Origin of the sequence: Virgibacillus kekensis, assembly GCF_042654125.1 — a bacterium.
Classification (GTDB): Bacteria; Bacillota; Bacilli; order Bacillales; family Amphibacillaceae; genus Lentibacillus; species Lentibacillus kekensis.
On sequence record NZ_JBHSFU010000007.1, the window covers coordinates 311,188 to 337,266 of the forward strand.

Annotated in this window: 19 protein-coding genes, 1 riboswitch and 1 other annotated feature (1 of these 21 only partly in view); of the genes, 14 read left to right on the forward strand and 5 right to left on the reverse strand. The window is 38.3% G+C overall.

The annotated features are described in order from the left end of the window. Window positions 1-176, reverse strand: a binding site (T-box leader); it reaches 1 nt to the left of the window's first position. 365 nt (window positions 177-541) lie between these two features. From ACFO3D_RS14010 to purU, 6 genes are all read left to right on the forward strand, one after another. Further along, a complete protein-coding gene (locus ACFO3D_RS14010) occupies window positions 542-1,939 on the forward strand; it encodes an MFS transporter (protein WP_390297185.1) in 1,398 nt (465 codons plus the stop codon). A 73-nt stretch (window positions 1,940-2,012) separates the two neighbouring features. After that, a complete protein-coding gene (locus ACFO3D_RS14015; RefSeq protein ID WP_390297188.1) occupies window positions 2,013-3,200 on the forward strand; it encodes an amidohydrolase in 1,188 nt (395 codons plus the stop codon). A 357-nt stretch (window positions 3,201-3,557) separates the two neighbouring features. Continuing rightward, window positions 3,558-5,897: a helix-turn-helix domain-containing protein gene (locus ACFO3D_RS14020; RefSeq protein ID WP_390297191.1), complete on the forward strand. Its 2,340-nt coding sequence runs from the start codon at window positions 3,558-3,560 to the stop codon at window positions 5,895-5,897. A 505-nt stretch (window positions 5,898-6,402) separates the two neighbouring features. Further along, window positions 6,403-7,779, forward strand: coding sequence for an MFS transporter (locus ACFO3D_RS14025; RefSeq protein ID WP_390297348.1), 1,377 nt, complete (start codon window positions 6,403-6,405; stop codon window positions 7,777-7,779). A gap of 54 nt (window positions 7,780-7,833) precedes the next feature. After that, window positions 7,834-9,021, forward strand: a complete 1,188-nt coding sequence (locus ACFO3D_RS14030; RefSeq protein ID WP_390297194.1) for an amidohydrolase — start codon at window positions 7,834-7,836, stop codon at window positions 9,019-9,021. Window positions 9,022-9,327: 306 nt separating this feature from the next. Next, window positions 9,328-10,194: a formyltetrahydrofolate deformylase gene (purU, locus tag ACFO3D_RS14035; protein WP_390297197.1), complete on the forward strand. Its 867-nt coding sequence runs from the start codon at window positions 9,328-9,330 to the stop codon at window positions 10,192-10,194. A 258-nt stretch (window positions 10,195-10,452) separates the two neighbouring features. Here purU and alr read toward each other — a convergent pair whose 3' ends face one another. From alr to ACFO3D_RS14050, 3 genes are all read right to left on the reverse strand, one after another. Then, window positions 10,453-11,643: an alanine racemase gene (gene alr / locus ACFO3D_RS14040; protein WP_390297200.1), complete on the reverse strand. Its 1,191-nt coding sequence runs from the start codon at window positions 11,641-11,643 to the stop codon at window positions 10,453-10,455. 84 nt (window positions 11,644-11,727) lie between these two features. Further along, entirely contained in the window at window positions 11,728-12,849 is a 1,122-nt protein-coding gene (gene ald / locus ACFO3D_RS14045) for an alanine dehydrogenase (protein WP_390297203.1), read from the reverse strand. A gap of 117 nt (window positions 12,850-12,966) precedes the next feature. Then, the gene (locus ACFO3D_RS14050; RefSeq protein WP_390297206.1) at window positions 12,967-14,208 is read right to left on the reverse strand and encodes a PucR family transcriptional regulator; all 1,242 of its coding nucleotides are present in this window, start codon (window positions 14,206-14,208) and stop codon (window positions 12,967-12,969) included. Between the two features lie 129 nt (window positions 14,209-14,337). Here ACFO3D_RS14050 and ACFO3D_RS14055 point away from each other — a divergent pair, with 129 nt between their 5' ends. The 4 genes from ACFO3D_RS14055 to ACFO3D_RS14070 all read left to right on the forward strand — a co-directional run bounded on the left by ACFO3D_RS14055 (window position 14,338) and on the right by ACFO3D_RS14070 (window position 19,044). After that, on the forward strand, window positions 14,338-15,435 hold the full coding sequence (locus tag ACFO3D_RS14055; protein ID WP_390297209.1) for a YkvI family membrane protein: 1,098 nt from the start codon (window positions 14,338-14,340) through the stop codon (window positions 15,433-15,435). A gap of 102 nt (window positions 15,436-15,537) precedes the next feature. Then, a riboswitch (SAM riboswitch) is annotated at window positions 15,538-15,640 on the forward strand. Between the two features lie 109 nt (window positions 15,641-15,749). Beyond that, a complete protein-coding gene (locus ACFO3D_RS14060; RefSeq protein ID WP_390297212.1) occupies window positions 15,750-16,865 on the forward strand; it encodes a 5-methyltetrahydropteroyltriglutamate--homocysteine S-methyltransferase in 1,116 nt (371 codons plus the stop codon). Between the two features lie 239 nt (window positions 16,866-17,104). Beyond that, window positions 17,105-17,779, forward strand: a complete 675-nt coding sequence (locus ACFO3D_RS14065; protein WP_390297215.1) for a GntR family transcriptional regulator — start codon at window positions 17,105-17,107, stop codon at window positions 17,777-17,779. A gap of 65 nt (window positions 17,780-17,844) precedes the next feature. Next, the gene (locus ACFO3D_RS14070; RefSeq protein WP_390297219.1) at window positions 17,845-19,044 is read left to right on the forward strand and encodes a trans-sulfuration enzyme family protein; all 1,200 of its coding nucleotides are present in this window, start codon (window positions 17,845-17,847) and stop codon (window positions 19,042-19,044) included. A 763-nt stretch (window positions 19,045-19,807) separates the two neighbouring features. Here the strand turns inward: ACFO3D_RS14070 and ACFO3D_RS14075 are convergent. Both ACFO3D_RS14075 and ACFO3D_RS14080 read right to left on the reverse strand, forming a co-directional pair. Next, on the reverse strand, window positions 19,808-20,713 hold the full coding sequence (locus ACFO3D_RS14075) for a nuclease-related domain-containing protein (RefSeq protein ID WP_390297222.1): 906 nt from the start codon (window positions 20,711-20,713) through the stop codon (window positions 19,808-19,810). 149 nt (window positions 20,714-20,862) lie between these two features. After that, window positions 20,863-21,501: an NAD(P)-dependent oxidoreductase gene (locus ACFO3D_RS14080; RefSeq protein ID WP_390297225.1), complete on the reverse strand. Its 639-nt coding sequence runs from the start codon at window positions 21,499-21,501 to the stop codon at window positions 20,863-20,865. 689 nt (window positions 21,502-22,190) lie between these two features. On the opposite strand from ACFO3D_RS14080, the gene ACFO3D_RS14085 reads away from it, so the two are divergent. The 4 genes from ACFO3D_RS14085 to mecA all read left to right on the forward strand — a co-directional run bounded on the left by ACFO3D_RS14085 (window position 22,191) and on the right by mecA (window position 26,030). Beyond that, window positions 22,191-23,420, forward strand: a complete 1,230-nt coding sequence (locus tag ACFO3D_RS14085; RefSeq protein WP_390297228.1) for a putative glycoside hydrolase — start codon at window positions 22,191-22,193, stop codon at window positions 23,418-23,420. Window positions 23,421-23,653: 233 nt separating this feature from the next. Next, on the forward strand, window positions 23,654-24,241 hold the full coding sequence (locus ACFO3D_RS14090; RefSeq protein ID WP_390297231.1) for a GNAT family N-acetyltransferase: 588 nt from the start codon (window positions 23,654-23,656) through the stop codon (window positions 24,239-24,241). A gap of 376 nt (window positions 24,242-24,617) precedes the next feature. Next, window positions 24,618-25,013, forward strand: a complete 396-nt coding sequence (spxA, locus tag ACFO3D_RS14095; protein WP_390297234.1) for a transcriptional regulator SpxA — start codon at window positions 24,618-24,620, stop codon at window positions 25,011-25,013. A gap of 333 nt (window positions 25,014-25,346) precedes the next feature. Next, entirely contained in the window at window positions 25,347-26,030 is a 684-nt protein-coding gene (gene mecA, locus ACFO3D_RS14100) for an adaptor protein MecA (RefSeq protein WP_390297237.1), read from the forward strand. Window positions 26,031-26,079: the final 49 nt, after the last annotated feature.

Genomic DNA, 26,079 nt, shown 5'->3' on the forward strand with positions numbered 1-26,079 from the left:
GAAGGGACGAATGAACCGCGGTGCCACCCTAATTATTCTGCTCGTGCAGAATCACTTTAAAAGTTAATTAGCTCCAAAGCCCAATTCCACTGTCCTAGGCACTTGTTTTCACCAGCCACAAGTTCTCTAATTGCTGCCAATAGGACATTGTACTTTATCTTTGTCATCGCTCAGTATATTAATTTTGGTTTATTATAAACCATAATATAGGGGAAAATCAAGTCCAGATTCTGCAAAATCAGCTTTATCAGAATTATCGATTTGAATACTTTTCATTATTTAAGTATCTCGATATATAGCATGGAAGGTTTGAACGACCATTATTTATCAAAAACATACGCAGTACTATTATGGTGGAGTCAATGTGTGAAACATTGGTTTTTTTAATGAGTTAAAAAAATAACGGTAAATTATATATTTGTCTAAACAAATCATAAAAAAGAGGATGAACTTTGGTAATAATAGCAGGTGATTTAGGAAAGCTAAACAAGAGTAATCTTTATTTTTCGAGAGATAATTTGATTTCAAAAGGAGGATCATCATGGAAGGTACCAGCTATAAAGGTACGAATAAGATGATTGCAGGTATTGTATTTGGTGTCATTACATTCTGGTTATTTGCTCAAGCTATGGTAAATATTGTTCCAGCAGTTCAGGAGGATTTAGAGGTTGAATTAAGGGCTTTAAACATAGCCATTAGTTTAACTTCCCTCTTTTCAGGCATGTTTATTGTGGTGGCAGGTGGTTTAGCAGACAGAGTTGGAAGGAAGAAAATCACCTATGTTGGTTTAATATTAAGTATTATTGGTTCATTATTACTCGTTTTGGCGCAAGGAGCTCCATTATTGATAATTGGACGGGTTCTACAGGGACTTTCTGCAGCTGCTATTATGCCAGCTACGATTGCATTGATGAAGGCTTATTTTGAGGGTGCAGAAAGACAACGCGCCCTTAGTTACTGGTCTATTGGTTCTTGGGGAGGTTCTGGAATCACTTCCTTTGCTGGGGGTGCTATTGCAACGTATATGGGTTGGAAATGGATTTTTATTTTCTCTATCATTTTCGCTTTACTTGCAATGTGGTTAATCAGAGAAGTACCGGAAAGTAAAGCTAAAACAACTGGAAAATTCAGGTTCGACTACGGAGGTTTAGGAATATTTATTATTGCCATGCTTGCGATTAATATATTTATTACGCAAGGTGCTGACTTGGGTTGGACAAGTTTAACGTCAATAATTTTAGCAGTAGTCTCCGTTGGTGGAGTTGTCATCTTTGTAAAATACGAAGCAAAAAGAAAAAATGCTCTTATTGATTTTGGGTTATTTAAAAATAAACCATATACTGGAGCTACCATTTCAAATTTTCTATTGAATGCTGTCGCAGGTACATTGATTGTTGCTAATACATATGTACAAGTAGGTCGCGGTTTTACTGCATTTCAATCTGGTTTACTTTCCATTGGTTATTTAGTTGCTGTTCTATCCATGATCCGTGTAGGTGAAAAACTGATGCAAAAGACTGGAGCAAAAAAACCAATGATTTGGGGGTCAGCCATTACTTTAATTGGGGTTGCGTTAATGGGATTAACATTTTTACCTGGTATATTTTACACAGTAATGGTCTTTGTAGGATTTATTTTATTCGGTTTAGGTCTTGGAATGTATGCAACACCATCGACTGATACAGCAGTAGCTGCAGCACCAGATGAGAAGGTTGGGGAAGCTTCAGGGATTTATAAAATGGCAAGTTCTTTAGGAAATGCTTTTGGTATTGCAATTTCTGCCACAGTATATAGTACAGTGGCAGCTGTAAGTAATGTGCATATATCTGCAACTGTGGGAATTATCACGAATGTTATTTTCGCTGCTGTCTCACTTATATCTATTCTAATACTTGTCCCGAATGATGTAGGCGATGTTAAAAATCAGGGAAATTTGTAGAACAGGGTAGTTAAATAGCAGGACAATTAGTTGTTTGTCCTACCTACACAAAATCTGAAAGGGAATGATTTTGATGAAAGAAAAATTGATGAAAATGTTGGAAAAACGAGAAGATGAAATGATTGAAATTCGCCGTTATTTACATGAGAATCCTGAACTTTCTTTTAAAGAGGACAAAACGGCAGCCTATATCGCAGATTTTTACAAAGATAAGGATGTAGACCTTGTAACAGACGTAGGCAATGGGCAAGGCATTGTTGTGACGATAAAAGGTGGCAAGCAAGGCAAAACCGTTGCATTGCGGGCTGATTTTGACGCTCTTCCTATTACGGAGGAAGCAGATGTTCCTTATAAGTCAAAAAATGAAGGCGTAATGCATGCTTGTGGTCATGATGCTCATACAGCTTACCTTTTAGTTTTAGCTGATTGTCTTATCCAATTGAAAGATAACATCCATGGTACCGTTAAAATTATTCATCAACATGCAGAAGAAGTACCACCTGGTGGAGCGAAGAGCATTGTCGAAGCAGGATTTCTGGAAGATGTAAATGCTATCTTTGGCATTCATGTTTTACCAATGGCTCCTGCGGGGACAGTTGGTTATCATAGTGGATATTCCTTTAATGGTCGAGCCTATTTTAAACTTAGGATACAAGCAAGTGGGGGACATGGTTCCTCTCCTCATAAAGCAAACGATGCCATTGTTGCAGGTTCCTATTTTGTAACAGCTGCTCAAACTGTTGTTAGTCGCAGAGTGGATCCCTTAAATGCTGGTGTGGTGACAATTGGTTCGTTTGACGGTAAAGGTAGTTTTAATGTTATTAAAGACAGCATCGAACTTGAAGGTGATATACGTTTTTCAAATAAGGAAACACGTGAGGTTATCGACAAAGAATTTCATCGTATCGTGAATGGATTGGAAGAATTATTTGGTGTAACTTGCGAACTTACTTATAAACATGACTATCCACCATTATATAATGATCCAGAACTAACTGCGTTTGTAGCGGATACCTTGAAAGAGGTGAAGGATAAAGACATTAAAGAAGTAAAAGAATTCCCTAAAATGGCACCATCCGATGATTTTGCGTACTATCTGGAGACGGTTCCCGGTTCTTATTTTTATATTGGTTGTACACCAAAGGGAGTAGAAGAACCATATTTCAATCATCACCCTAAATTCAATATTGACGAGGATGCGATTCTTGTTGCAGCCAAGTCAGTGGGCCATATTGTTTGCAGTTATTTAAGCGTGGACTGAATAACTTGGTAGCGAGAAAAGTTAATATAGAAACCATTGATCTGGATATATCATTCCAGAAGTTCTTTAAAACTCCGGAGAAAACATAGCGAGTCAAATTGAAAGGTGAAGCCGTTATTAATAATTGAAAAGCTAGACATACAAAATAAATGATTATTGTTATTGTATTATTATATATAGGTTAAACCTTCTTCTGGACTATCCCTAATACCACTGGAAGGTTTATCTTCATTTTGCATGTAATTAACTATTCTTGTCCTTATTCCACACCTTGTGTTAAAACAGAACTAACAAAAATAACTATTTGTAAGGCTATAAATAGAATAACTATTATTTTAATGAAAAAGAGGAAACAACATGGCAGAGGTAAATGAGATTTCGATTAATTTGCAAGAAATAAAATCGCTATCCCCGAGATTAAATCAAGGACTTCAATTTATAATGGTAATAAGCGGAAAATTGACTGTTGAAACGAATAGCCGCTATTATGCATTGGAAGAAAAGGACTTATTAGTTATTAACCGAAATCAACTTTATCAAATAAAGGGGACGAAAAATAATAGGGTGCTGATTGTTACCGTTACGGATCAATATATGAGTCAGCATTATGATGCTTATAGCAGCAACCGATTTGAATGTTTCTCAAAAGAAGTCGATATGGGACGCGAGAAGCACGTTAAAAGAATTCAAAAATTACTGGCTGAGACCTTAATATCCTATTATAGGAAAGACGAGGGCTATAAAATTGCAATTCAGTCCTATATAAATAATATTTTACTTATATTGATTCGGCGATTTAAACAAAAAGCAAGCAGTTTTGAAAAAATAAACATGAACGATTATCGTTTAACAGAAATTATTAATTTTATGAAAGAGAATTATAATCAGCCGATATCGCTTAAAAGCATAGCGGAAAAATTTTATTTATCTACGGGGTATTTATCCCGTTATTTTAAAGAAATGACGAATATCGGATTTTATCAGTTTTTAACAACTATTCGATTGGAACATGCAGTCAAGGACTTACTTTATACATCAAAACCTATTGGACAAATTGCGATGAATAATGGCTTTCCAAATCCAAAGTCCTTTACAAAAGTATTCAAGGAGAATTATCAGGAAACACCGAAAACTTATCGGGAAAACCATCAGAAGAACCAAACAGATATCGTAAAAATATATCATTACACAGATTCTTCTCAAACTATACAGTCACGCGATATTATTAGAAAACTACGCACAATTCTTGATGGCGATACCGTCGAACCTTATAACAGTTCGGAGTGGCGTTCAGAAGAATTATCGATTGATGTATCACAGCCTATTGAACAGAAAATAGTTCGTCCGAAACATAACCTATCTGTTGGAGAATTACGTGAGGTTTTAAAAGAAGGCGTACGATCACAGTTGTTAATGGCGAAAAAAGACTTAGGGCTAACGTATGTCGGAGTTCGTCGATTAATTCATGGTTCTGCTATTATCCCACCAGTGGAAACTGATGAAATAATTGCTACAACCTCTCCTTATTACAATGTTGATTTCGCATTGAATTTTCTGCACTCGCATGGCCTATCCTTATTTGTACGTGTGGATTATCAGGAAATTACCGAGGACGAAGAGCATTATTTCAGGGAACTAGATTTGTTTTTGAAACATTGTCTGAATGTGTATGAACGATCTTTTATAGAATCGTGGTACTTTTTGTTTTATAAACCGTATTTAACGGCGGTAGGCAAAAGTGAGATGCAGCGAATTTATCAAAGGCTTTATCGTGTTTTAAAGAATCGGGTTCCATCTGTTCATGTAGGGTTATTTTTACCTTTTTCGTTTAAAGAAGAGAGGACGAATAAGCATCACCAGTGGATGTTGGATAGTAATGTCCCGGCTGATTTCATTGGATATGAAGCAAATCAAAATGAGGTAATTGACTTTGAGGAACTTGGTGATGAACGCTTTGCTTTGGCCGGAAACTACATTAAGGAAAAGACGATAAGACTAAAAGCATACTTAAGAAAACATCACAAGGAAAAACCAATCCACCTGGTAAGCTGGAACACGCTGTCGGGAAACACGAGATATACAAATGGAACGTTTTTCCGAGGTGCATTGGTATTTAAAAATGTACTGGAAATAGCAAGAGAGGTAAGTACAATTGGTTTTTGGATTAACACTGAACAGCATGAAAAAAATGGAAAAAACAGAGGTATTCGTTTAGAAGGTATGGAATTATACCATTATTTCAGTGGAAAAAGGCCAGCATATTTTGCAATGCAATTTTTAAAACATTTGACTGGAAATATTATTGCAATAGGAGAGGAATATATCATGACGAGAAATGAATGGGGCTATCAGCTTGTCTTGATGAATTGTAATAATGTGAATCCATATTATTCAACGGAAGAAACTTTTTTGAAAAAGTTAAACAAGGCTATTCATGTAACGATCTCTAATCTTGATCCAGGTGAGTATCAAGTTCGCAAACGTGTATTTGATCAAGACCATGGTGCATTGTACAAGAAATGGTGGGATCTAAATAGTAAGCATGGAATGGATGAAGAAGCGATTGAGTATATCATTCAAACTAGTCAACCATCGTTAGAGTTGTTCGATGAGACGTTTGATAAAGAATGGTCCTTTTATTCCTATTTAACCCTTAATGCGATCCATTTTTTCGATATTCGTAAGGCGATAACGTAACTAGTTTTATGAAGAGCATCAATGTGTTATGCATTGATGCTCTTTTTATTTGTTATGAAATTATAAATACTCATGCTTTGGAGTCTTACAGAATCCCTCCGTAAGATTAGTCAACATCTGTTAAGGAGTTGAAGGAAGACCAGCTAAAACCGGCAATACGCCTAAACTTCCACACATACCCCTTAGAAGAAGCATGGTTCCTCTCGCATTACACCGTTGTATTTTGTAAAAAAACAACGGTTCATTTTTTACCTAATGGAACGTGGATTAAAAATAGGTGGTAATAAGTCTTGTGATAGGACAAATATAAGCTTATTAGTTGAAATGTATTTTCTTATAATAAAGATGTGATCACAACTGGAGTTTAAAAACGCGTTACTGCATTGATTCCATTATTAAGTATTGAAACAAATTAGCTGGTCGAGGGAGAAATATTAAAACATGCTCCTACACCATATTGAGGAGGATTAACTTGGAAGCGTCTAACTATAAAGGTACAAATAAGATGATTACAGGTATTGTATTTGGTGTCATTACATTTTGGTTATTTGCTCAAGCAATGGTAAACATTGTGCCAGCAGTTCAAAAGGACTTAGGTGTTGATTTAGGGGTTCTAAACATTGCAATCAGCTTAACTTCTCTATTTTCAGGTATGTTTATTGTGGTGGCAGGTGGTTTAGCAGACAGAATTGGAAGGAAGAAAATCACCTATGTTGGTTTAATATTAAGTATTATTGGTTCATTATTACTTGTTTTAGCGCAAGGAGCTCCATTATTGATAATTGGACGGGTTCTACAGGGACTTTCTGCAGCTGCTATTATGCCAGCTACAATTGCACTGATGAAGGCTTATTTTGAGGGGCCAGAAAGACAACGTGCACTTAGTTACTGGTCTATTGGTTCTTGGGGAGGCTCTGGAATAACTTCCTTTGCTGGGGGTGCTATTGCAACGTATATGGGCTGGAAATGGATTTTCATTTTCTCCATTATTTTCGCTCTACTTGCGATGTGGCTCATAAGGGATGTTCCCGAAAGCAAAGCCCAAACAAATGGTAAGTTTAAATTCGATTTTGGCGGATTAGGAATTTTTATCGTTACAATGCTTGCGATTAACATATTGATTACACAGGGTGCTAATATGGGTTGGACGAGCCTGCTGACATTATTAGTAGCAGCAGTATCCATTGTGGGAGTAATAGTATTTGTTAAATATGAAGGAAAAAGGAATAGTGCTCTTATTGACTTCAAGTTGTTTAAAAACAAACCATACACAGGAGCGACTATTTCGAATTTCTTACTAAATGCTGTTGCTGGTACATTGATCGTAGCGAATACGTATGTACAAGTGGGCCGAGGGTTTACTGCATTTCAATCTGGTTTACTTTCACTTGGTTATTTAGCTGCTGTTCTTGCTATGATACGTGTTGGAGAGAAATTGATGCAACGAACTGGTGCAAAAAAACCAATGGTATGGGGATCACTAATAACTTTAATTGGCGTTGCATTGATGGGCTTAACATTTCTACCTGATTTACCATACACAGCAATGGTCTTCGTCGGATTTATTTTATTCGGCCTAGGTCTTGGAATGTATGCCACGCCATCGACTGATACAGCTGTTTCAGCAGCACCAGATGATAAGGTAGGAGAAGCTTCAGGTATTTATAAAATGGCAAGTTCATTAGGAAATGCATTTGGTATTGCAGTTTCCGCAACAATATATAGTACGGTAGCAACGGTAAGTACTGTTCATATATCTGCAACTGTTGGAATAATTACCAATGTAATATTTGCTGCTCTTTCTTTAATCTCTATTATTGTACTTGTTCCAGGTAAAGCTGATAAAAAAACACCAGTGGCTGAACAAAAGGCGTATTCATAAGGTAAGGCATTTTGTTACGCCTTACCTTACTAAAATGAAAAGGGGTCTTACTTCATGAGAAAAGAATTAATGAAAATGCTCGAAGAACGAAAAGATGAAATGATTGAAATTCGTCGTTATTTACATGAGCATCCTGAACTTTCATTTAAAGAAGAAAAAACAGCAGCATACATTGCTGATTTCTACAAAGGTAAAGATGTCGATGTGAAAACAAATGTAGGAAACGGTTATGGAATTATTGTAACGATAAAAGGAGACTTACCAGGTAAAACAATCGGCCTACGCGCTGATTTTGATGCACTGCCAATCAAAGAAGAAGCAGATGTTCCATTCAAATCAAGCAATGAAGGTGTCATGCATGCGTGTGGACATGATGCTCATACAGCGTATTTGTTAGTTTTGGCCGATTGCCTCATCCAATTAAAGGATAAAATCAAAGGAACGATTAAAATTATTCATCAACATGCAGAGGAGCAACCCCCTGGTGGTGCAAAAAGCATTGTTGACTCAGGTAACCTTGATGATTTAGAGGCAATATTTGGTATTCATGTTTTACCGATGGCTCCAGCAGGAACGGTTGGTTATCATAGTGGATATTCCTTTAATGGTCGTACTTATTTTAAACTGCGGATTCAGGCAAGTGGTGGACATGGATCGTCCCCTCATAAAGCAAATGATGCTATTGTTGCAGGTTCCTATTTTGTAACGGCAGTACAAACGATTATCAGTCGTAGAGTAGACCCACTTTCTACTGGTGTAGTAACAATTGGTTCCTTTGATGGAAAAGGTAGTTTTAACGTTATAAAAGACAGCATTGAGCTTGAAGGGGATATTCGTTATTCGAATGTTGATACACAAGAGGTTATTGATAAGGAATTTCATCGGATTGTGAATGGATTGGAAGAATTGTTTGGTGTAACTTGTGAACTTACTTATACATCTGACTATCCACCATTATATAATGACCCTGAATTGACTACGTTTGTTGCAGATACCCTGGGAGGGGTTAAGGATAAAGACATTATAGAAGTAAAAGAATTTCCGAAATTGGCGCCATCGGAAGATTTTGCATACTATCTGGAGAAAATTCCTGGTTCCTACTTCTTTGTCGGCTGTACCCCACAGGGTGTTGAAAAGCCCTACTTTAACCACCATCCAAAATTTGATATTGACGAGGATTCGATTCTTGTGGCGGCCAAATCAGTGGGACATGTTGTTAGCAGTTATTTAGGTATGGATTAAATAACTTGATAACTAGGTTTTTTAAAAGTCTTAGGTTTCAACTAGATGCCAATCATCCATTGATTCCAGCAGTCGTAATACAACTAGAAGCAATAAAGGAATTTAAAGGGTGGTGTAAAAACAACAAATGGAAGTTACAGAACTTTCATTTGTTGTTTTTTTAGGTGATTAAGGTGTCAAGTATCATTTAGGTGGACCCTTGGAGTAATCATGTGTCCACCTAGTAGCTTGTTTAATTCTACCTAAACACTTTATACTGTAAAAGAGATTAAAGTATATAAAGTAGATATATTAGGAGGGAAAGAATTGTTTAATAAAGATAATGTTAAACGAGCAAAATTATTAATTTCCTGTCCAGAGAAACCAGGAATTATCTCGACTGTATCTAATTTTTTATCAGAACATAATGCTAATATTGTTCAATTTGACCAACATACAACAGATCCACAAGCAGGAATGTTTTTTATGAGAATTGAGTTTGAATTGACTGATTTTGATTCTTCTTATAAGGAACTTGAGCAAGATTTCCACGTGTTGGCACAGGACTATTCGTTGGAATGGCAGTTAAGTAGTGAGAAAAAGAAGAAGGTGGCAATTTTTGTTTCCAAAGGAGATCACTGTCTCATGGAACTTATTTGGCGCTGGAAGTCCAATGAGCTAAACGTTGATATCCCTATGGTAATTAGCAATCATGCTGATTTAAAAGAGGTGGTTGAAGGATTTGGAATCCCTTTTTACCATATTCCAATAAGTCCACAGACAAAACCGGAAGCTGAAAAAAAAGCACTGGAACTGTTAAAAGGGAAAGTAGACCTTATTGTTCTGGCAAGGTATATGCAAATACTTTCCCCAAATTTCATATCTCATTACCCAAACCAGATCATTAATATTCATCATTCATTTTTACCAGCATTTGTAGGCGCAAATCCATATGTGAGAGCTTTTAACCGTGGAGTGAAATTAATTGGTGCCACTGCCCATTATGTTACGAATGACCTTGATGAAGGTCCTATTATCCAACAAGATGTTCTAAGGGTAAACCATCGTTATACAGCTGAAGATTTAAAGGTTGCTGGACGCCAGGTTGAAAGGACTGTTCTCGCACAAGCGGTTTCCTGGCACGTTGAAGATAAGGTAATGGTGCATGGGAATAAAACAATTGTATTTACTTGAATGTTTATATTTCTAAAAGGGGTCATTCAACAAATAGTTGAGGCTCCTTTTATTGTTAATGTATCAAGAGTAGAAAAATAGTTGGATTTCATTGAAAAAGAAGCGGGGAATTAACACCCGCTTCTTAACATAAATTCTATAATAATTTTGAATTGTAAAGTTGGGTTTTCCGACACATGCTCCGGATACCAACCTAATTATTACGCTCATGCAGAATCATTTTGTGAAAAATAACTACAAAAACTCAATTCCACTGACCTAATTAATATACACCGGACTTTTATATTCTTTGCTTAATAATCCTTTTTTCTTCCATATTTTTCCCTCTTTTATATAAACCCTCGGTACACGTTTACCTATCAGACAGGCTGTTTCATAATGGATTGTGTTCATAAGGTCTGCCACTTCTTCCATTGCAATAAAGCCCTCGGCTGGTTCTCCAAATACAGTAATAGTATCGTTTACATCAACGTTGTCCACCCCGGTAATGTCAATCATCGATTGGTCCATGCAAATTCTCCCGACAATCGGAGCATGTTTTCCATGTATTGTTACATGACCACGGTTTGAAAGGGAGCGGGAAAGTCCATCCGCATATCCGATTGGTAGTGTAGCAATGATGCTTTCCTTTTCAGATTTGTAGGTAAGCCCATAGCTGATTGCCTCATTCGCCTCAAGCTTTTTGATGAAGACTGGCTTGGTTTTGAGGCTCATTACTTTCTTTAATGAAATTATTTCTTTTAAATGTTCAGCAGGGTATAGGCCATAAAGTCCAATGCCTACGCGAACCATGTCCAGGTGCATCTTTGGAAAGGCAATTGTTGCTGCGGTGTTGCAACAGTGTTTAATAGGAATGGAAACATGCTGCTCCACATACCCGGTTATCTCATTAAACTTTTTAAATTGCTTTTCAGTATAAGCGGAATCCGGGTTATCCGCGTCAGCAAAATGGGTAAAGATACCTTCAATAAAGACATAATCTGATTTAAGTAGCTCCACCAATTGTAAAGCATCTTCTCGATTGTTTATTCCAATCCGGTTCATGCCGCTGTCTATCTTTAGATGAACGCGTGTTGTCATTTTGGTTGATTCAGCAATTGCTTTTATTTTCCCTGCAACGTCGTCAGTGAATACGGTCAGGGTAATATTGTATTTAATAGCGGCTTCAACCGCTTCCGGTGGTGTATATCCGAGGACAAGAAGTGGTGATTCAATTCCTGCTTCGCGGAGTTGAATCGCTTCGTCCAGGAGTGCCACAGCCAAATAATCTGCACCTGCAGCAATGACCTCTTCAGCCACTTCAACTACTCCATGTCCGTAAGCATCTGCTTTGATGACAGCCATTAAATTGGTATGACTACCTATGTGGTCTTTAAAAGCTAACACATTTTCCCTGATGGCATCCAACGAAATTTCTGTCCAGGTATCCCTGTAGCTTCCATGATGCATGCTAATTCCTCCTGTGGCGGGTGTTTGTTAAAAAAGTATCCTCGCTACTCAAGGTAGAAGGATACTTTAGGATAAATTTGTGATTTATTTTAGACGTAGTGCCGCTTCTGGGCTAACGTATTCATAACCAAGATCTTGGGCAACAGCTTCATAAGTTATTTCACCATTTGCAGTATTTAAACCGGAAAGTACGGCTGGATTATCCTGAACGGCTTGATTAACTCCCTTTGTAGCAATTTGTACAGCATAAGGTACAGTCACATTAGTCAATCCAACAGTAGCTGTGCGTGGTACAGCCCCAGGAATATTCGCAACCGCATAATGAAGTACATCATGTTTTACATAGATTGGATCATCATGTGTTGTTGGGTGATCCACAGTTTCAAAGTTGCCGCCTTGGTCAATTGCAACGTCAACAATAACAGAGCCAGGCTGCATGGATTTAACCATTTCTTCAGATACAAGTTTTGGAGCTTTTCTGCCTGGAATCAGTACGGAACCAATAACAAGGTCAGAGTCTTTTACCGCTTCTGCTATGTTATAAGGGTTGGACATAAGCGTTTGAATGCTTGAACCGAAAATATCATCGAGTTCACGTAGACGCACCGGATTTAAATCGACAATTGTAACTTCTGCACCAAGGCCAAGAGCGATTTTGGCAGCATTTGTACCCACAACGCCTCCACCAATAACAGTTACTTTACCGCGGCTAACTCCTGGTATTCCTCCAAGCAGGATACCTTTTCCGCCTTCAGATTTTTCCAGATACTGCGCACCGATTTGTGTAGCCATACGACCAGCAACTTCGCTCATTGGGGTCAGCAATGGGAGTGTGCGTTGTACGGTGATTGTTTCGTAAGCAATTGCTGTTACTTCGTTATCGACTAGTGCTTTTGCCAATTCAGGTTCTGCAGCCAGGTGCAAATAAGTAAACAGAATAAGTCCCTTGCGGAAATACTTGTATTCGGAAGCAAGCGGTTCTTTAACCTTCATAATCATATCTGCTTTTTCCCAAACATCAGCGGCATCACTGATAATTTCCGCTCCAGCTTCTTGATACTCGGCATCTGAAAAGTTGCTTCCTAACCCAGCATCTTTTTCAATATAAACTGTTTGGCCAGCATTTATTAAATTTACAACTCCAGCAGGTGTCATTGCAACACGATTTTCATTGTTCTTAATTTCTCTCGGTACTCCAATAATCATATTTCACAGCTCCCTCTAACCAATTTATAACCTCATCGTAACTCTTTCATGAAGCGTTTACATTAGGTGAAAAGCTGAAAGAGAAAAGCATGATTTGTGTAAATACACAAATCATGCTTATTTTATACTTTCGATAATCAGATCCAGATAGAGGGTTGTTTTTTGGTTAGGGTCTTTCAGGTCAATTCCGCTGACCTCCCTGATACGCTTCAACCGATAGTTCATTGTATTGGAATGGATAAACAACGTCTTCGCAGCCTGGTATACATTATTATTACAATGCAAGTACACATCCAGCGTATGTAATAGGGACGTATGGTGGGTCTTATCATAACTGCGCAGCTTCTCGATCTGTGGATTTTGGTAATGAATTTGCTTTTGAAATTCATATAACCGCTCAATAAATTGGTAGACGCCTAAATCCTCATAAAGAAAAACTCCGTTAAGCTTATCAGGAAACTTCTCCTTAAGTCTCAATACCTCTACTGCCTGATGATGGGAATCAGCTATATTTTGGGCAGAGTGATAGAAAAGCCCGGCAGAACCATTCACACTATTTAGTTTTAACTGTTTACTCATTTTCTGAATGAATTGGTGTATAAATTCATTTATCGTCTGGTCTGGGTTTGCTTCGTCATCTAACCTCACAAGCATGATAAATTCATTATCATCAAACAATCGGGTAATGACTGAAACCTTTACTTGTGATTCCGATAAATAATAGGCATGTTTTTCCATCTGCTCCGTAACTTCATCTGAAAAACTGATGATAACGATGGCTTTATTGCCTTCAAGATTGATATTGAACTGCTTGGCCTTCCGGTGAATATCATCACTATCCCTGAAATCGCCGCGTAAAAGCTGCCAAAAGAAATCCTTATAGCCTTCTTCGGATTTTTGACGTCGCTGCCGGCTTTGAAGGAAAAACTTTCGGACATAAGCGGAGGCTTCTTTAAACAATTTTATTTCTTCGTCGGAAAGGGTCTGGTCCGAAGTATGAGCCCAGATAAACCCAAGGATCTCATTCGATTTTCGGATAGAGATGGCAACCCGTCGCCCAAGCCCGATTTCTTTTATCTCCGGTATGATGACAGGATGGTCACTGTCGATTAGTTTAGGCATAATCCCATTTTTCCATAACCCATTTATAACCTTATCAGGAACTTTTCGGTTCATGATTGTTGAAATTCTTGCTTCATCAATATTCTCTTTATGTTTGCTGTATGAGACGACATGATGATTGGAATCCTCTATTGTAATTGGACATTTGAAAATATCAGCAATACGGTCAGCCAGCTCGTCGGGAGACACATATACTTCATTTAACCGATTTTTCAGTGTATCTTGATGTTGTGTCATTTATATTTCCTCCACATTTATTTGAGTAAATAAACAAATCGTAGTATTTATATTTTAGTATATACACAAACAAAAATCATCATTCGAATGTTATAGTGTAATGGGCAAATAGGAATGGAGGAAAGTAACATGAAGAAAGCTATGATTATTGGAAGCGCTTTTATGGGCGTAATCGTAGGTGCGGGGTTTGCTTCTGGGCAGGAAGTACTCCAGTATTTTACTAGTTTTGGTTTAATGGGCATCGTTGGAGCAATTATTTCAACCGCTTTATTTGCCTATGCAGGCATGGCTCTCGTATGGTTAGGGAGTAAAATGAAAACGACTTCCCATAAGGAAGTAATTTATAAAATAAGTGGTAGGACATTGGGAATGATCATTGACTATATTCTTATTTTTACTCTGTTCGGTGTGGGCGTCGTGATGATTGCGGGTGCAGGTTCCAACTTGAACCAGCAATTTGGATTACCATTTGTTGCAGGCTCTATTTTAATGACCGTTCTCGTTCTTTTGGTAGGAATGTTGAGAGTCAACAAAGTAGTTACCATCATTGGTGGTATAACACCTTTCTTGATTTTATTTGTATTGATCATTTCGGTTTACAGTTTAATGACAGCTGACGGATCGCTTACGACCTTGGATAGTGTTGCAAGGGAACTGCCTACTACATTACCGAACTGGTTAATTTCAGGGATTAATTACGTATCGTTTAACATTGCAGTAGGTGCATCCATGGCATTGGTAATGGGTGGAGCAGAAACAAATCATAAAACTGCTGCATTAGGTGGATTGGCTGGCGGTCTGGGAATCGGTGTCCTAATATTATTAAGTAACTTGGCTATTTTCTCCAAGGTTGAGCAAGTTGGCGGGGCAGAAATGCCGATGCTGGCGATTGTCAATAATATCTCACCGGTACTAGGAACATTTATGGCCATCATAATTTTTGCTATGATTTTCAATACGGCATTAAGTATGTTCTTCTCGTTTGCCGCTCGTTTTACTGAAGAAGGGACAAGCAAGTTTAAAGCATTTTTTACAGTTACGATGATTGTTGGGTTTGTGGTAAGTTTAATTGGGTTCACCGATCTTGTTGCATATTTTTATCCGCTTATCGGATATCTCGGTCTAGTATTGATTGCTGTATTAATCGCAGCCCCATTCCGAATTAGGAAATTAGAAATAGAGGAACAAAAAGGTGAAGTCGTAAATAAAAAAGAAGCGATGTCTTAAATACGTCGCTTTTTCCTTCGAGCTATATTTTAAAAATAATCTTGATTAAAATCACTACTCCGTGTAAGGTATTGATATAATCAAACAATTTAATACTTATTGATCTTATCAAGAAAGGTGGAGGGACTGGCCCGTTGAAGCCTTAGCAACAGACTTGTAAAAAAGTACTGTGCTAATTCCAGTAGCATTTGCTTGAAGATAAGAAGAGCGATTTCAGATTAAATGTGAAAATCAAAACCTCTTCTTATATAGAAGGGGTTTTTCTTATGGACAAGATTCAAGCAATGTACCATCAAAACGAGAGAGGGATTTAGATGACTAAAACAGCAGAAACGAATGTAGTTAGAGCACCCTTTAAAGGAGACCACGTAGGCAGCTTCCTTCGCCCTGAGCGTTTAAAAGAGGCACGAGCACAAAAAGAAAATGGGAAAATCACCGCCGAGCAACTGCGTGAAATTGAAAATGAAGAAATTACGAAACTAGTTGAAAAACAAAAGGAAGCAGGACTCCAAGCAATAACCGACGGGGAATTTCGCCGTAGCTGGTGGCATTTTGATTTTCTCGAAGGTTTCGATGGAGTTGAGGGTTATACTCCTGAACAGGGACTGCAATTTACTGGAGTAGATACGAAAAAACATGGCATTAAGGTAACCAGTAAAATTGGATTCAGTGATCATTACATGATAGATCACTTTAAATTCCTAAAAAGTATTGCCGGGGATGCGGTAGCGAAATTTGCGATTCCAAGTCCCAATATGTTGTTTTTCAGAGCGGATTTTGAGGAGGGGCTATACACCAGTGATGAGGAACTGTTCAATGACTTGATAGCTGCGTATCAGGGAGTTATTCAGGCACTTTACGATGAAGGATGCCGTTACTTGCAAATCGACGACACGTCCTGGGCGAGCTTTTTTTCCGAAGAAGGAAGAGCCGCGTTGAAAGAGAAAGGACATAATCCGGAAAAGCTTGCATCACTTTGTGCGCGGGCAATAAACGAATCAATTGCCAAGCGACCGAACGATTTACTCGTAACGATGCATATCTGCCGTGGAAATTATAAGTCAACGTTTATGACCAGTGGCAGCTATGAAGCACTTTCTGAAACAATCTTCGGCGGCCTGGATGTTGATGGGCTTTTCCTTGAATTCGATGACGAGCGCTCTGGTGGGTTCGAACCTTTGCGGAGCGTGAATCGATCTGATCTATATGTGGTATTAGGGTTGATTACATCGAAATTTAGTGATTTAGAAGATGAGGAACTTGTAAAGGCCCGAATTGAGGAAGCTGCCAAGTACGTACCATTGGAGCAGCTTTGTTTGAGCCCTCAATGTGGTTTTGCTTCTACAGAAGAAGGAAATAATCTAACCGAAGAACAACAATGGGAAAAAATACGTCACGTGGTGAAAATCGCCGGAGATGTATGGAAGTGATGATATAAAGAGCAGGCAAGGTGGAGAGCCTATGCACCTCGGCAACCATTTAAATTATTTTGCTTTACGACTTAACCCCTTCTCTGTATGGAGAGGGGTTTTAATATTGATTAAAAAACTGTACTATTTCTTTTAGTGAATCATCGATACAGTTGTGTTTATTCTGAAAATCACTTGACAAAAATTAAGGCTTAACTCAAAATAATTGTATACAATTATACATAAAAGGTGTGCGTAGAATGAATAGTAATCGAAATATTAGAGTGGTAACGAAAGATTTTGTTTATGATCAAATTAAGCAAAAAATTATATCAGGTCGTTTGAAACCGGATGACAATGTTGTGGAAGAAAGTTTAGCTAAGGAATATGAAGTTAGCAGAACACCATTGCGTGGAGCTTTACAACAGTTGGAACACGAAGAATTATTGGTAAGAAAACCAAATGGAAGGATGAAAGTAGCCCCTATTACTGCCAAAGAAGCAAGGGAAATATTTATGGTTCGCAGCAGGTTGGAAGGAATTATTGCCATTGACGCTGCTAAACATATAACTAGAAAGGATATAACGTTTTTAAAGCACATCGCATATATGATAGAGGAATGCTCAGAACAAGGGCTTCACCATGATCAGGTTGATTACGGTATGAAATTCCATTCCTATTTATATGAAATAAGTGGAAATAAAGCCGCAACAAAAATATTGAATTTACTCAATAACCATATTAATCGATATCGTAGGCTAGGGCTGATTGATAAAACCAAGAGAATTAACAAAGAAGTGGATGATCATGCCCTCATACTGGAGTATATAGCTATGGGTGAAAAGAATAAAGCGGAATTAGCAGCACAGCAACATGTTATTAATAGTATGAATGCTGCAATTGAAAGAATTAAAGAATTTCAGCAACCTGATTAACCACATACTCTAAATTTCATTAAAATTGTATACAATTATACATAATTTAAAAGGGGGAAATATAAATGAGTTGGAAAATAGGTACTAGGATCATTCATGAAGATTTACAACCTGACCCACAAACTGGGATGGTCACCCAAAGCATAACTCCAGCCGTAGCGTATGCTTTTCCAGATACCGATACGGCAGCAAAGGTGGTTTCAGGGGAGAAAGAAGGGACATGTTACGGTCGATATGGTAACCCGACGGTCAAAATATTGGAAAAGAAAATTGCTTCACTAGAAGGAGGCGAAGACTGTCTAGGTTTAGCCAGTGGAATGGCAGCTATTTCAACTGCATTATTAACATTTTTGCAGAATGGTGATCATGTAATCGTGACAAAAGATGTTTACGGCGGAACGTATAGTTTCTTGGATTCGCTAGCTCCAAGGTTTGGAATAGAAGTTAGTTTTACCGATTGTACGAATGTTCATAATGTAGTAGATGCTATAAAACAAAATACGAAAGCAGTTTATATCGAAACACCGTCAAATCCCAGGCTGACCGTTCTTGATATAAAAGAAATTGCCGATGTGTGCAGAAATCATAACATCCCGTTGATTGTTGATAACACTTTTATGAGTCCATATCTCCAAAATCCGCTCGAGCTTGGTGCGGATGTAGTTGTACATAGTGCAACCAAGTATATTAATGGCCATGGAGATGTTCTGGCTGGGTTTATTATTGGTAATGAAAACATAATAAAGACCATGCGCAAAAAATTCATGGGCAATCTGGGACAAAATTTAAATGCATGGGATGCGTTTCTGATAATTAGAGGGTTAAAGACAATGGCGTTGCGGATGGATAGGCATTGTAATAATGCACAAAAAGTAGCTGAATTTTTATCCGCACATCCAGGTATTGAAAACGTTTATTATCCCGGTCTAGCTTCACACCCCCAGTATCATCTAGCTGGAAAACAAATGCGGGGTACGGGAGGTATTGTATCATTTGAAGTGAAAGGTGGTACTGAGGCAGCAAAGTTGCTTATAAATAGCCTAACTCTGGCAATGATTTCGTTCAGTTTAGGGGACCCCGAGACATTGGTCCAACATCCCGCTACCATGACACATGCTTCTATCCCTCCAGAGGAACGAATAAAATTCGGCATAACGGATGGATTAATCCGAATGTCAGTTGGTCTTGAAGAGAGTGACGATATTATAAATGATATGGAGCAAGCACTAGAAAAAGTCATTGGCGAAAGAGTAGTAAAATCATAAAAGTCCCGGATTTGGGGCTTTCTTTCAAATAATGAGGGTATTTGTGAAAAAACGCTAAGAGTCAATATTGTGATGAGCGCCCGAACGAAGCGATCGAAAGCAGAAAAGGTCACTCATAGATGCGATGAGCGCCCGAACGAAGCGATGGAAAGCAGAAAAGGTCACTCATAGATGTGATGAGCTCCCGAACGAAGCGATGGAAAGCAGAAAAGGTCACTCATAGATGCGATGAGCGCCCGAACGAAGCGATGGAAAGCAGAAAAGGTCACTCATAGATGCGATGAGCGCCCGAACGAAGCGATGGAAAGCAGAAAGGGTCACTCATAGGTGTGATGAGCGCCCGAACGAAGCGATGGAAAGCAGAAAAGGTCACTCATAGGTGCGATGAGCGCCCGAACGAAGCGATGAAAAGCAGAAAGGGTCACTCATAGGAGCGATGAGCGCCCGAACAAGGCGATGGAAAGCAAAAAAGGTCACTCATAAGTGCGATAAGCGCCCGAACGAAGCGATGGAAAGCAGAAAGGGTCACTCATAGGGGGGATGAGCGCCCGACCGAGGTGATCGAAAGCAGAAAAGGTCACTCATAGATGCGATGAGCACCCGAACGAAGCAATCGAAAGCAAAAAAGGTCACTCATAGGAGCGATGAGCGCCCGAACAAGGCGATGAAAAGCTCAAAAGGAATTCATTCCCCTGATGAGAGCGCAAAAGAGCATAAAACAGACCTTCAAACAATATAATGAGGGACTATGGAATTCTATAACTTATTCGTAATAAGTCCATTGACTGCTGCCGACAGCATGAAAATTGTCTGCCAAGATTCTTCTTATCATTTTTTTCGATTGCACTATTTGGCACCAATCATAAATGATATTGGTAGTAATTTTTTCACCTGGAAAAAGAATCTTAAACTCGTTAACACTCCTTACTACAGCATCCGCAACAGGTTCTTTCTCACCGCATTCAGGGCAAACGCAAGTTCTTTTCTCAATAGAAACGAAATACGAATGGCATTTTGGGCAGGTTATCCCTTTACGTAAATTGTCATAATCATAGGATGGTAAATGATTATATGGGGAATCGGTGATATTCGCTGCCAGTAATTGGTTTGCAACTTTTATATCTTTATCCGTTAGTTTAGATGATATTCCATTTAAACTTTCCATGTGCTGAGTAAGTTGGGTTGGGAAAATGATAGGTTTATCGAGAGGCGCTTGGTATAGGGTGAATTTGGGATTGATAAAAACTACTGAGGCGCTGATTTGGAGTTTGGAGCCGAGGCTAAGGAGTGACTGGCGTAGTAAGGATTCGCTTCTACTCAACTGATAAAGTGGGTTAATAACTTCTAATCTAGGTTTCTTGAAAAGTTTATCACCTTCATAGTAAAAATCGCCCTCATAATTCTTCACTTCATATATATGAACCTTCCCAAATGCAATAACGAGGGAATCAATTTGAAAAGTAGTATTGTTTATTTCTAGTAACAAATCATTTAGTATCAAGCATTCACATTGTAGCTTTTCTGTTAAAGAATCAAATTGCTTTTCCCCTTCATAGCCCTTCCTTAGATTAAGAAAGTGCAGTTTTTCCTTGCTGGATAAGTTCATTCGTCTGTTTAATAGCTCGAAGATAATTAATTCATTCGGCTTAGTACGCGGTATAAAAGGCATAGTCCACATCCTCTTTATTTATAGAATATAATTTCATTATATAACTACTTGTCCCATAATTACATTAGCTTTTACTCGAGGGCGGATATTTTAATTAAAAAACGGCCCTAGCTCTATAAAAAAATAGAACTAAAGCCGTTATGATCTATTTATTCGGCCTCACCAACTACGGTAAATCTTTCATTAACGTGCTGTGGATTTTCGATTTCATCCACAACAGCGATAGCATAGTCGGCATAGCTGATATAGCTGTCACCTTTGGAATTTACAAGTAGGTGATCTTTTCCAGCCTGATACGATCCTGTTCTTTTTCCTTCAGGGTCAAATACAGCGGATGGACTGATGAACGTCCATGTTAAATCCGTTGATTCTTGCAATTCTTTCAGGTTTCTTCCCTGTCCCTTTGCTGTTGGTTTAACTGCATCAGGAAATTCAGGTGTATCAATAAGCTCAAGGGTCTTATTTTCATCTACATAAAGACTACCGGCGCCCCCAACAACAATTGCCCTAGTATTTGTTCCACTAAGTGCTTCAATGAGTGCACGGCCAGCATCCACATGTGCTTGCTCTTCACCAAGAGGAGCTCCAAAAGCGTTGACCACCACTTCAAATTGTTTTAAATCATCCGATGGTAAATCAAATATATTTTTTTCAATTACGGGTACGTTTTTATCTGTAAGTTTTGATGCGTCTCTAACAATTGCTGTTACATCATGCCCTCGCCCGATTGCTTCCTTCATTATTAAACTTCCTGCTTTTCCACTTGCTCCAATAACTGCAATGTTCATTTATTTTCCTCCTTAGTTCCTTTAAGTCTATATCCATTCATTTATTTTAGTTACTTTATGTAAGTAAGTATAATTAAATAAGTTATTTAAGTCAAGAAATTACGTTCTCCATAAGTGAAAAAATGGTTCTTAAGGTCTGGGCGTTCGTTATTATAAATCATGGGGAAAGGACCTAAAAAGGACTTGCGTTTCTCAAAGACCGAGAAACCTTATATGGAAAAACTTTACTCGACTCACTATATTAATAGGAAAAAAATAACTAAAGGATGATTTCAAAATTTGAATCCATGATTAAATAGGTGGCAACTGAGGTGGGCCTATGTGTGCCCATTTAGCGAAGTTCTCACTTAAACCCTTCCTCTTCAGATTTCCCTAGCCTCCTCAAACTTATTCCATGCAATAATTCATCTGTTTCAACCCCGGTTTCACTCCACGCCATGTTTACCAGCAAATCAAGTCGGTAATATATCTACTGCAGTATCCATAAATTCCCAAAAACCCACTTTACCGGACAGCCCGGATAATGTACTACATTCCGGATTTTTTCAATATATATAAATAAACAACCACATTCAAAATGCTTGTATAAGTAAAAATAATCATTTCGACAAATTTCGAATTAACTTATTCTAAAAACGGGTATCATCCATTATAATAGAATTATAAATCAGAATGGGAGATTGATAGAAATGGGGAAAAGGCATCTCGGGATTTTGGCATTTTTGGGAATTCTCCTATTAAGTCTTGCTGTAATTCCAATGGCGATGCATAAAAGCAGCGGTGAAGAGATTAAAGAAGCAAGTCCGCATCCGATTCGAGAGACCAGTTTGAAACCGATTGACACCAGTAAGCAAATGCAGCTATTTACATATGATTCAGGGTATACATTTGAATATCCTAATGCGGTGCGCGGTATCTATGTTACAGGTCCATCAGCCGGAGGAAGCAGATTTGAAAAGCTTATCAATCTTGTCGAAACTTCTGAATTGAATGCGATGGTAATAGATATCAAGGAAGACCATGGTAATCTAACCTTTAAGCCTAAGGAAGGATCACCTTACCAGGATATAGGAAAGAACTTTATCGACAATCCTGAAAAAATGATGAAAACACTCGAAGAAAAAGGAATTTATCCGATTGCGCGTGTTGTAGTATTTAAAGATTCGGTTCTTGCCAAAAAGCGTCCTGAATTATCCTATACTCAAAACGGAAAAGTATGGACGAATGGCAGAGGAGAAGCGTTTGTTAATCCATTTAAAAAAGAAGTATGGGAATATAACGTGAAAATTGCCAAGATGGCAGCCGAAATGGGGTTTCAGGAAATTCAATTTGATTATGTTCGGTTCCCTGAAGGATTTGAGCACTATGATGACGTTCTTTCTTATAGCCAAGGTGACTACAAAAATGTTGATATGAGTAACGTCGACCGCCGTGTAAAAGCGGTAACCGATTTTGTTGAGTATGCACACAAAGAACTCGACAAGTATGATGTGGATGTTTCCGTCGACATCTTTGGGTATTCAGCAACCATCCCGGCAGCACCTGGCATCGGTCAGAATTTCTCTAAAATCTCAAGCAACGTCGATGTAATCTCATCCATGATTTATCCTAGTCACTGGACATCATATTTTGGAATTCCTTTTCCAGATAAAGAGCCGTACAAACTGGTAACGGAATATGCTAAAGTGGAAAATCAGGTATTATCCAAACTGGAGGATCCGCCAACCTCAAGGCCATGGATTCAGGACTTTGAAGCGCCATGGTTATACAGCGGACCGCCAACCGAATATGGGAAAGCCGAAGTGGAAGCTCAGATAAAAGCCCTGAACGAAAATGGCATCAATGAATTCCTGCTTTGGAACCCAGGTAACTCTTATACACCAAATGTTGACTACACACCGCTCGATAAAAATGAATAAGCATATGAATGGCCGCGCTCTTACGTATAGAGTGCGGTTTTTTTCGTAAACTAATCACGAAAATTAAGGTTTACGTTTAAAATTCAAAGGAAAAATAATGCTGTAGAAGGGAATCGGGGATTTTATCCGAATTTCCCTTATGATAAGCCGAAATTTTCCGGCAAATCCCATTTAACAAAGGAACATCAATTCGTTATAATGGAAAAGACTACTAAACATTAAGGAGTAGATCTATGAACTGGTATGAAAAATTAAGTAAATACTTTCCCATCGAAGAGATGAAATCCAAGAAGCATATGGAAATGCTTCTCGCGGAAAAAGGCGACGTCTACATTAAGGACGAGAGTGATGAGCATGTGATGATGTACGCCGAATTCGATAATTTTATTTTTATCGATTACGTTTGGGTTTCAGCAAACACACGTGGAAAAGGTACTGGCCACAAACTAATGGAGAAGCTTAAACAGAAAGGAAAGCCAATCATCCTGGAAGTGGAACCAGTCGACTACGATGACACTGACACAGCGAAGCGACTTCATTTTTATAAGCGGGAAGGCTTCACCCACGCTCAATCCATCGGTTATAACCGGCGCTCCTTAGCTACCAACGAGGAAACCTCAATGGAAATTTTATATTGGTCTCCACAAAATGAATCGGAAGAAGAAATTTATGAAAAAATGAAAAAAATGTACGAGGATATTCATACTTACAAGGACGAGGAAATCTATGGCCAGGCATACCAGCCGGTAGAAGAAGTCCTTAGCTACGATGAGGATCGTGAGTCCGATAATATCCTTGAAACCCTCCAGGGAAAAGCATAATTCTTTTTTAAATACCTGTGACTGTGGTACATGCATGCCACTGTCTGATGCAGCCTCTTATTTTCTGCAAATAAGGGGCTATAATTATGCACATCTCGTCGTCAGGCTGCATTCAATGAAAAAAATGAAAAAGTTTTTTCAACTTTTCTCAAATAAATGGTTTAATTAAAAATAAATAGGGTAACTTACAATTAAATGAGAACATTTCATGAACATTTATAAATTCAGCAAATTTTTTTGGATATACTCTACCTTATACTTGACAGATATAGTATACTTTACATAGTAGGTTATTTAAACTTATTGTAATTTAATAAGTTCTGAAAAATGTTTATGAAATGACCATACAATTTATTAGATTGAGGAGTGAAGTTTCATGGTAACACTTTATACCTCACCAAGCTGTACCTCTTGCAGGAAAGCAAAAGCATGGCTGGAAGAGCACGAAATCCCTTACACCGAACGTAATATTTTCTCGGAACCGCTCTCACTGGACGAGATCAAGGAAATATTGCGTATGACTGAAGATGGTACGGATGAGATCATCTCCACTCGCTCCAAGGTGTTCCAAAAGCTGGATGTTAACATTGACCAGCTTCCAATGAAAGATTTGTTCCGCCTGATTCAGCAGAACCCCGGCCTTTTGCGCCGACCAATCATCCTTGATGAGAAACGTCTGCAGGTTGGTTACAATGAAGATGAAATTCGCAGGTTCCTTCCAAGAACTGTACGTACATTCCAATTGCGTGAAGCTCAGCGGATGGTTAACTAAAATCCCTGCATTGTTATAACAATTACACATAAAAGCGCAGAACCCGAAATGGGTCTGCGTTTTTCTCATATAGAAAGAATCCAATAATTGCTGAAATTTGCTAATGACAAAATTCCACAAATCGGGTAAAATATTATATTAATCGTTGAATAATGGGCATATGAATTTTCAAATTCGCCAGTATGCCATACAATGGTTATATAGAAATAGTTGAATGGTTAACAACGTGTCAAAAAGGGAACACGAATAATGTATAGATTCAAGGTGAAGTAGTCTCTTCCACCAATTTATTGACCGTGAAAGTCAAGTTTCATACGAAGGGAGAGAAGTGAGATGGAAATAGAACGTATAAATGAAAATACTGTAAAATTTTATATCTCGTATATTGACATTGAGGATCGGGGATTTGAACGCGAAGAAATCTGGTATAACCGTGAACGCAGTGAGCAGTTATTCTGGCAGATGATGGATGAAGTGAACTACAAGGAGGACTTTACTGTTGATGGGCCGCTATGGATTCAAGTGCAGGCACTCGACAAAGGCCTTGAAATCATTGTAACGAAAGCACAAGTATCCAAAAACGGTGAGAATATCGAATTGCCAACTGAGAACGGCCAGACCATCGATATTTCAGTTGATGAAAAAATTGAGGATTTACTTGAGGATAAATATGGCTCCAGCAAAGACAGAACTGCGGATGATAACCTGTCATTGACGGTTAAGTTTAATGACTTTGAAGACGTTATACAGTTGAGTTATTATCTCCAGGACAAAGATGCGGGAATTGACGATACACTTTATCACCATGACAATAAATATTACTTGTATATGGAATTCCCTAGTGGCGAGGACACAGATGATGATGAACATGAAGATATCATCAGTCAGATTTTTGAGTTTGCACACGATACGGAAGTTACCATTCATTTTCTGGAAGAATACGGAAATCAAGTTTTCGAAAGTAACACATTCGAACAGGTTCGCACCTACTTTCCGGCCAACATTGGGCGCTCTTAACGAAGGGTGTCTTTTTTTTGTGGTTCTTAAGAAAGTTTCATTCCTGTTC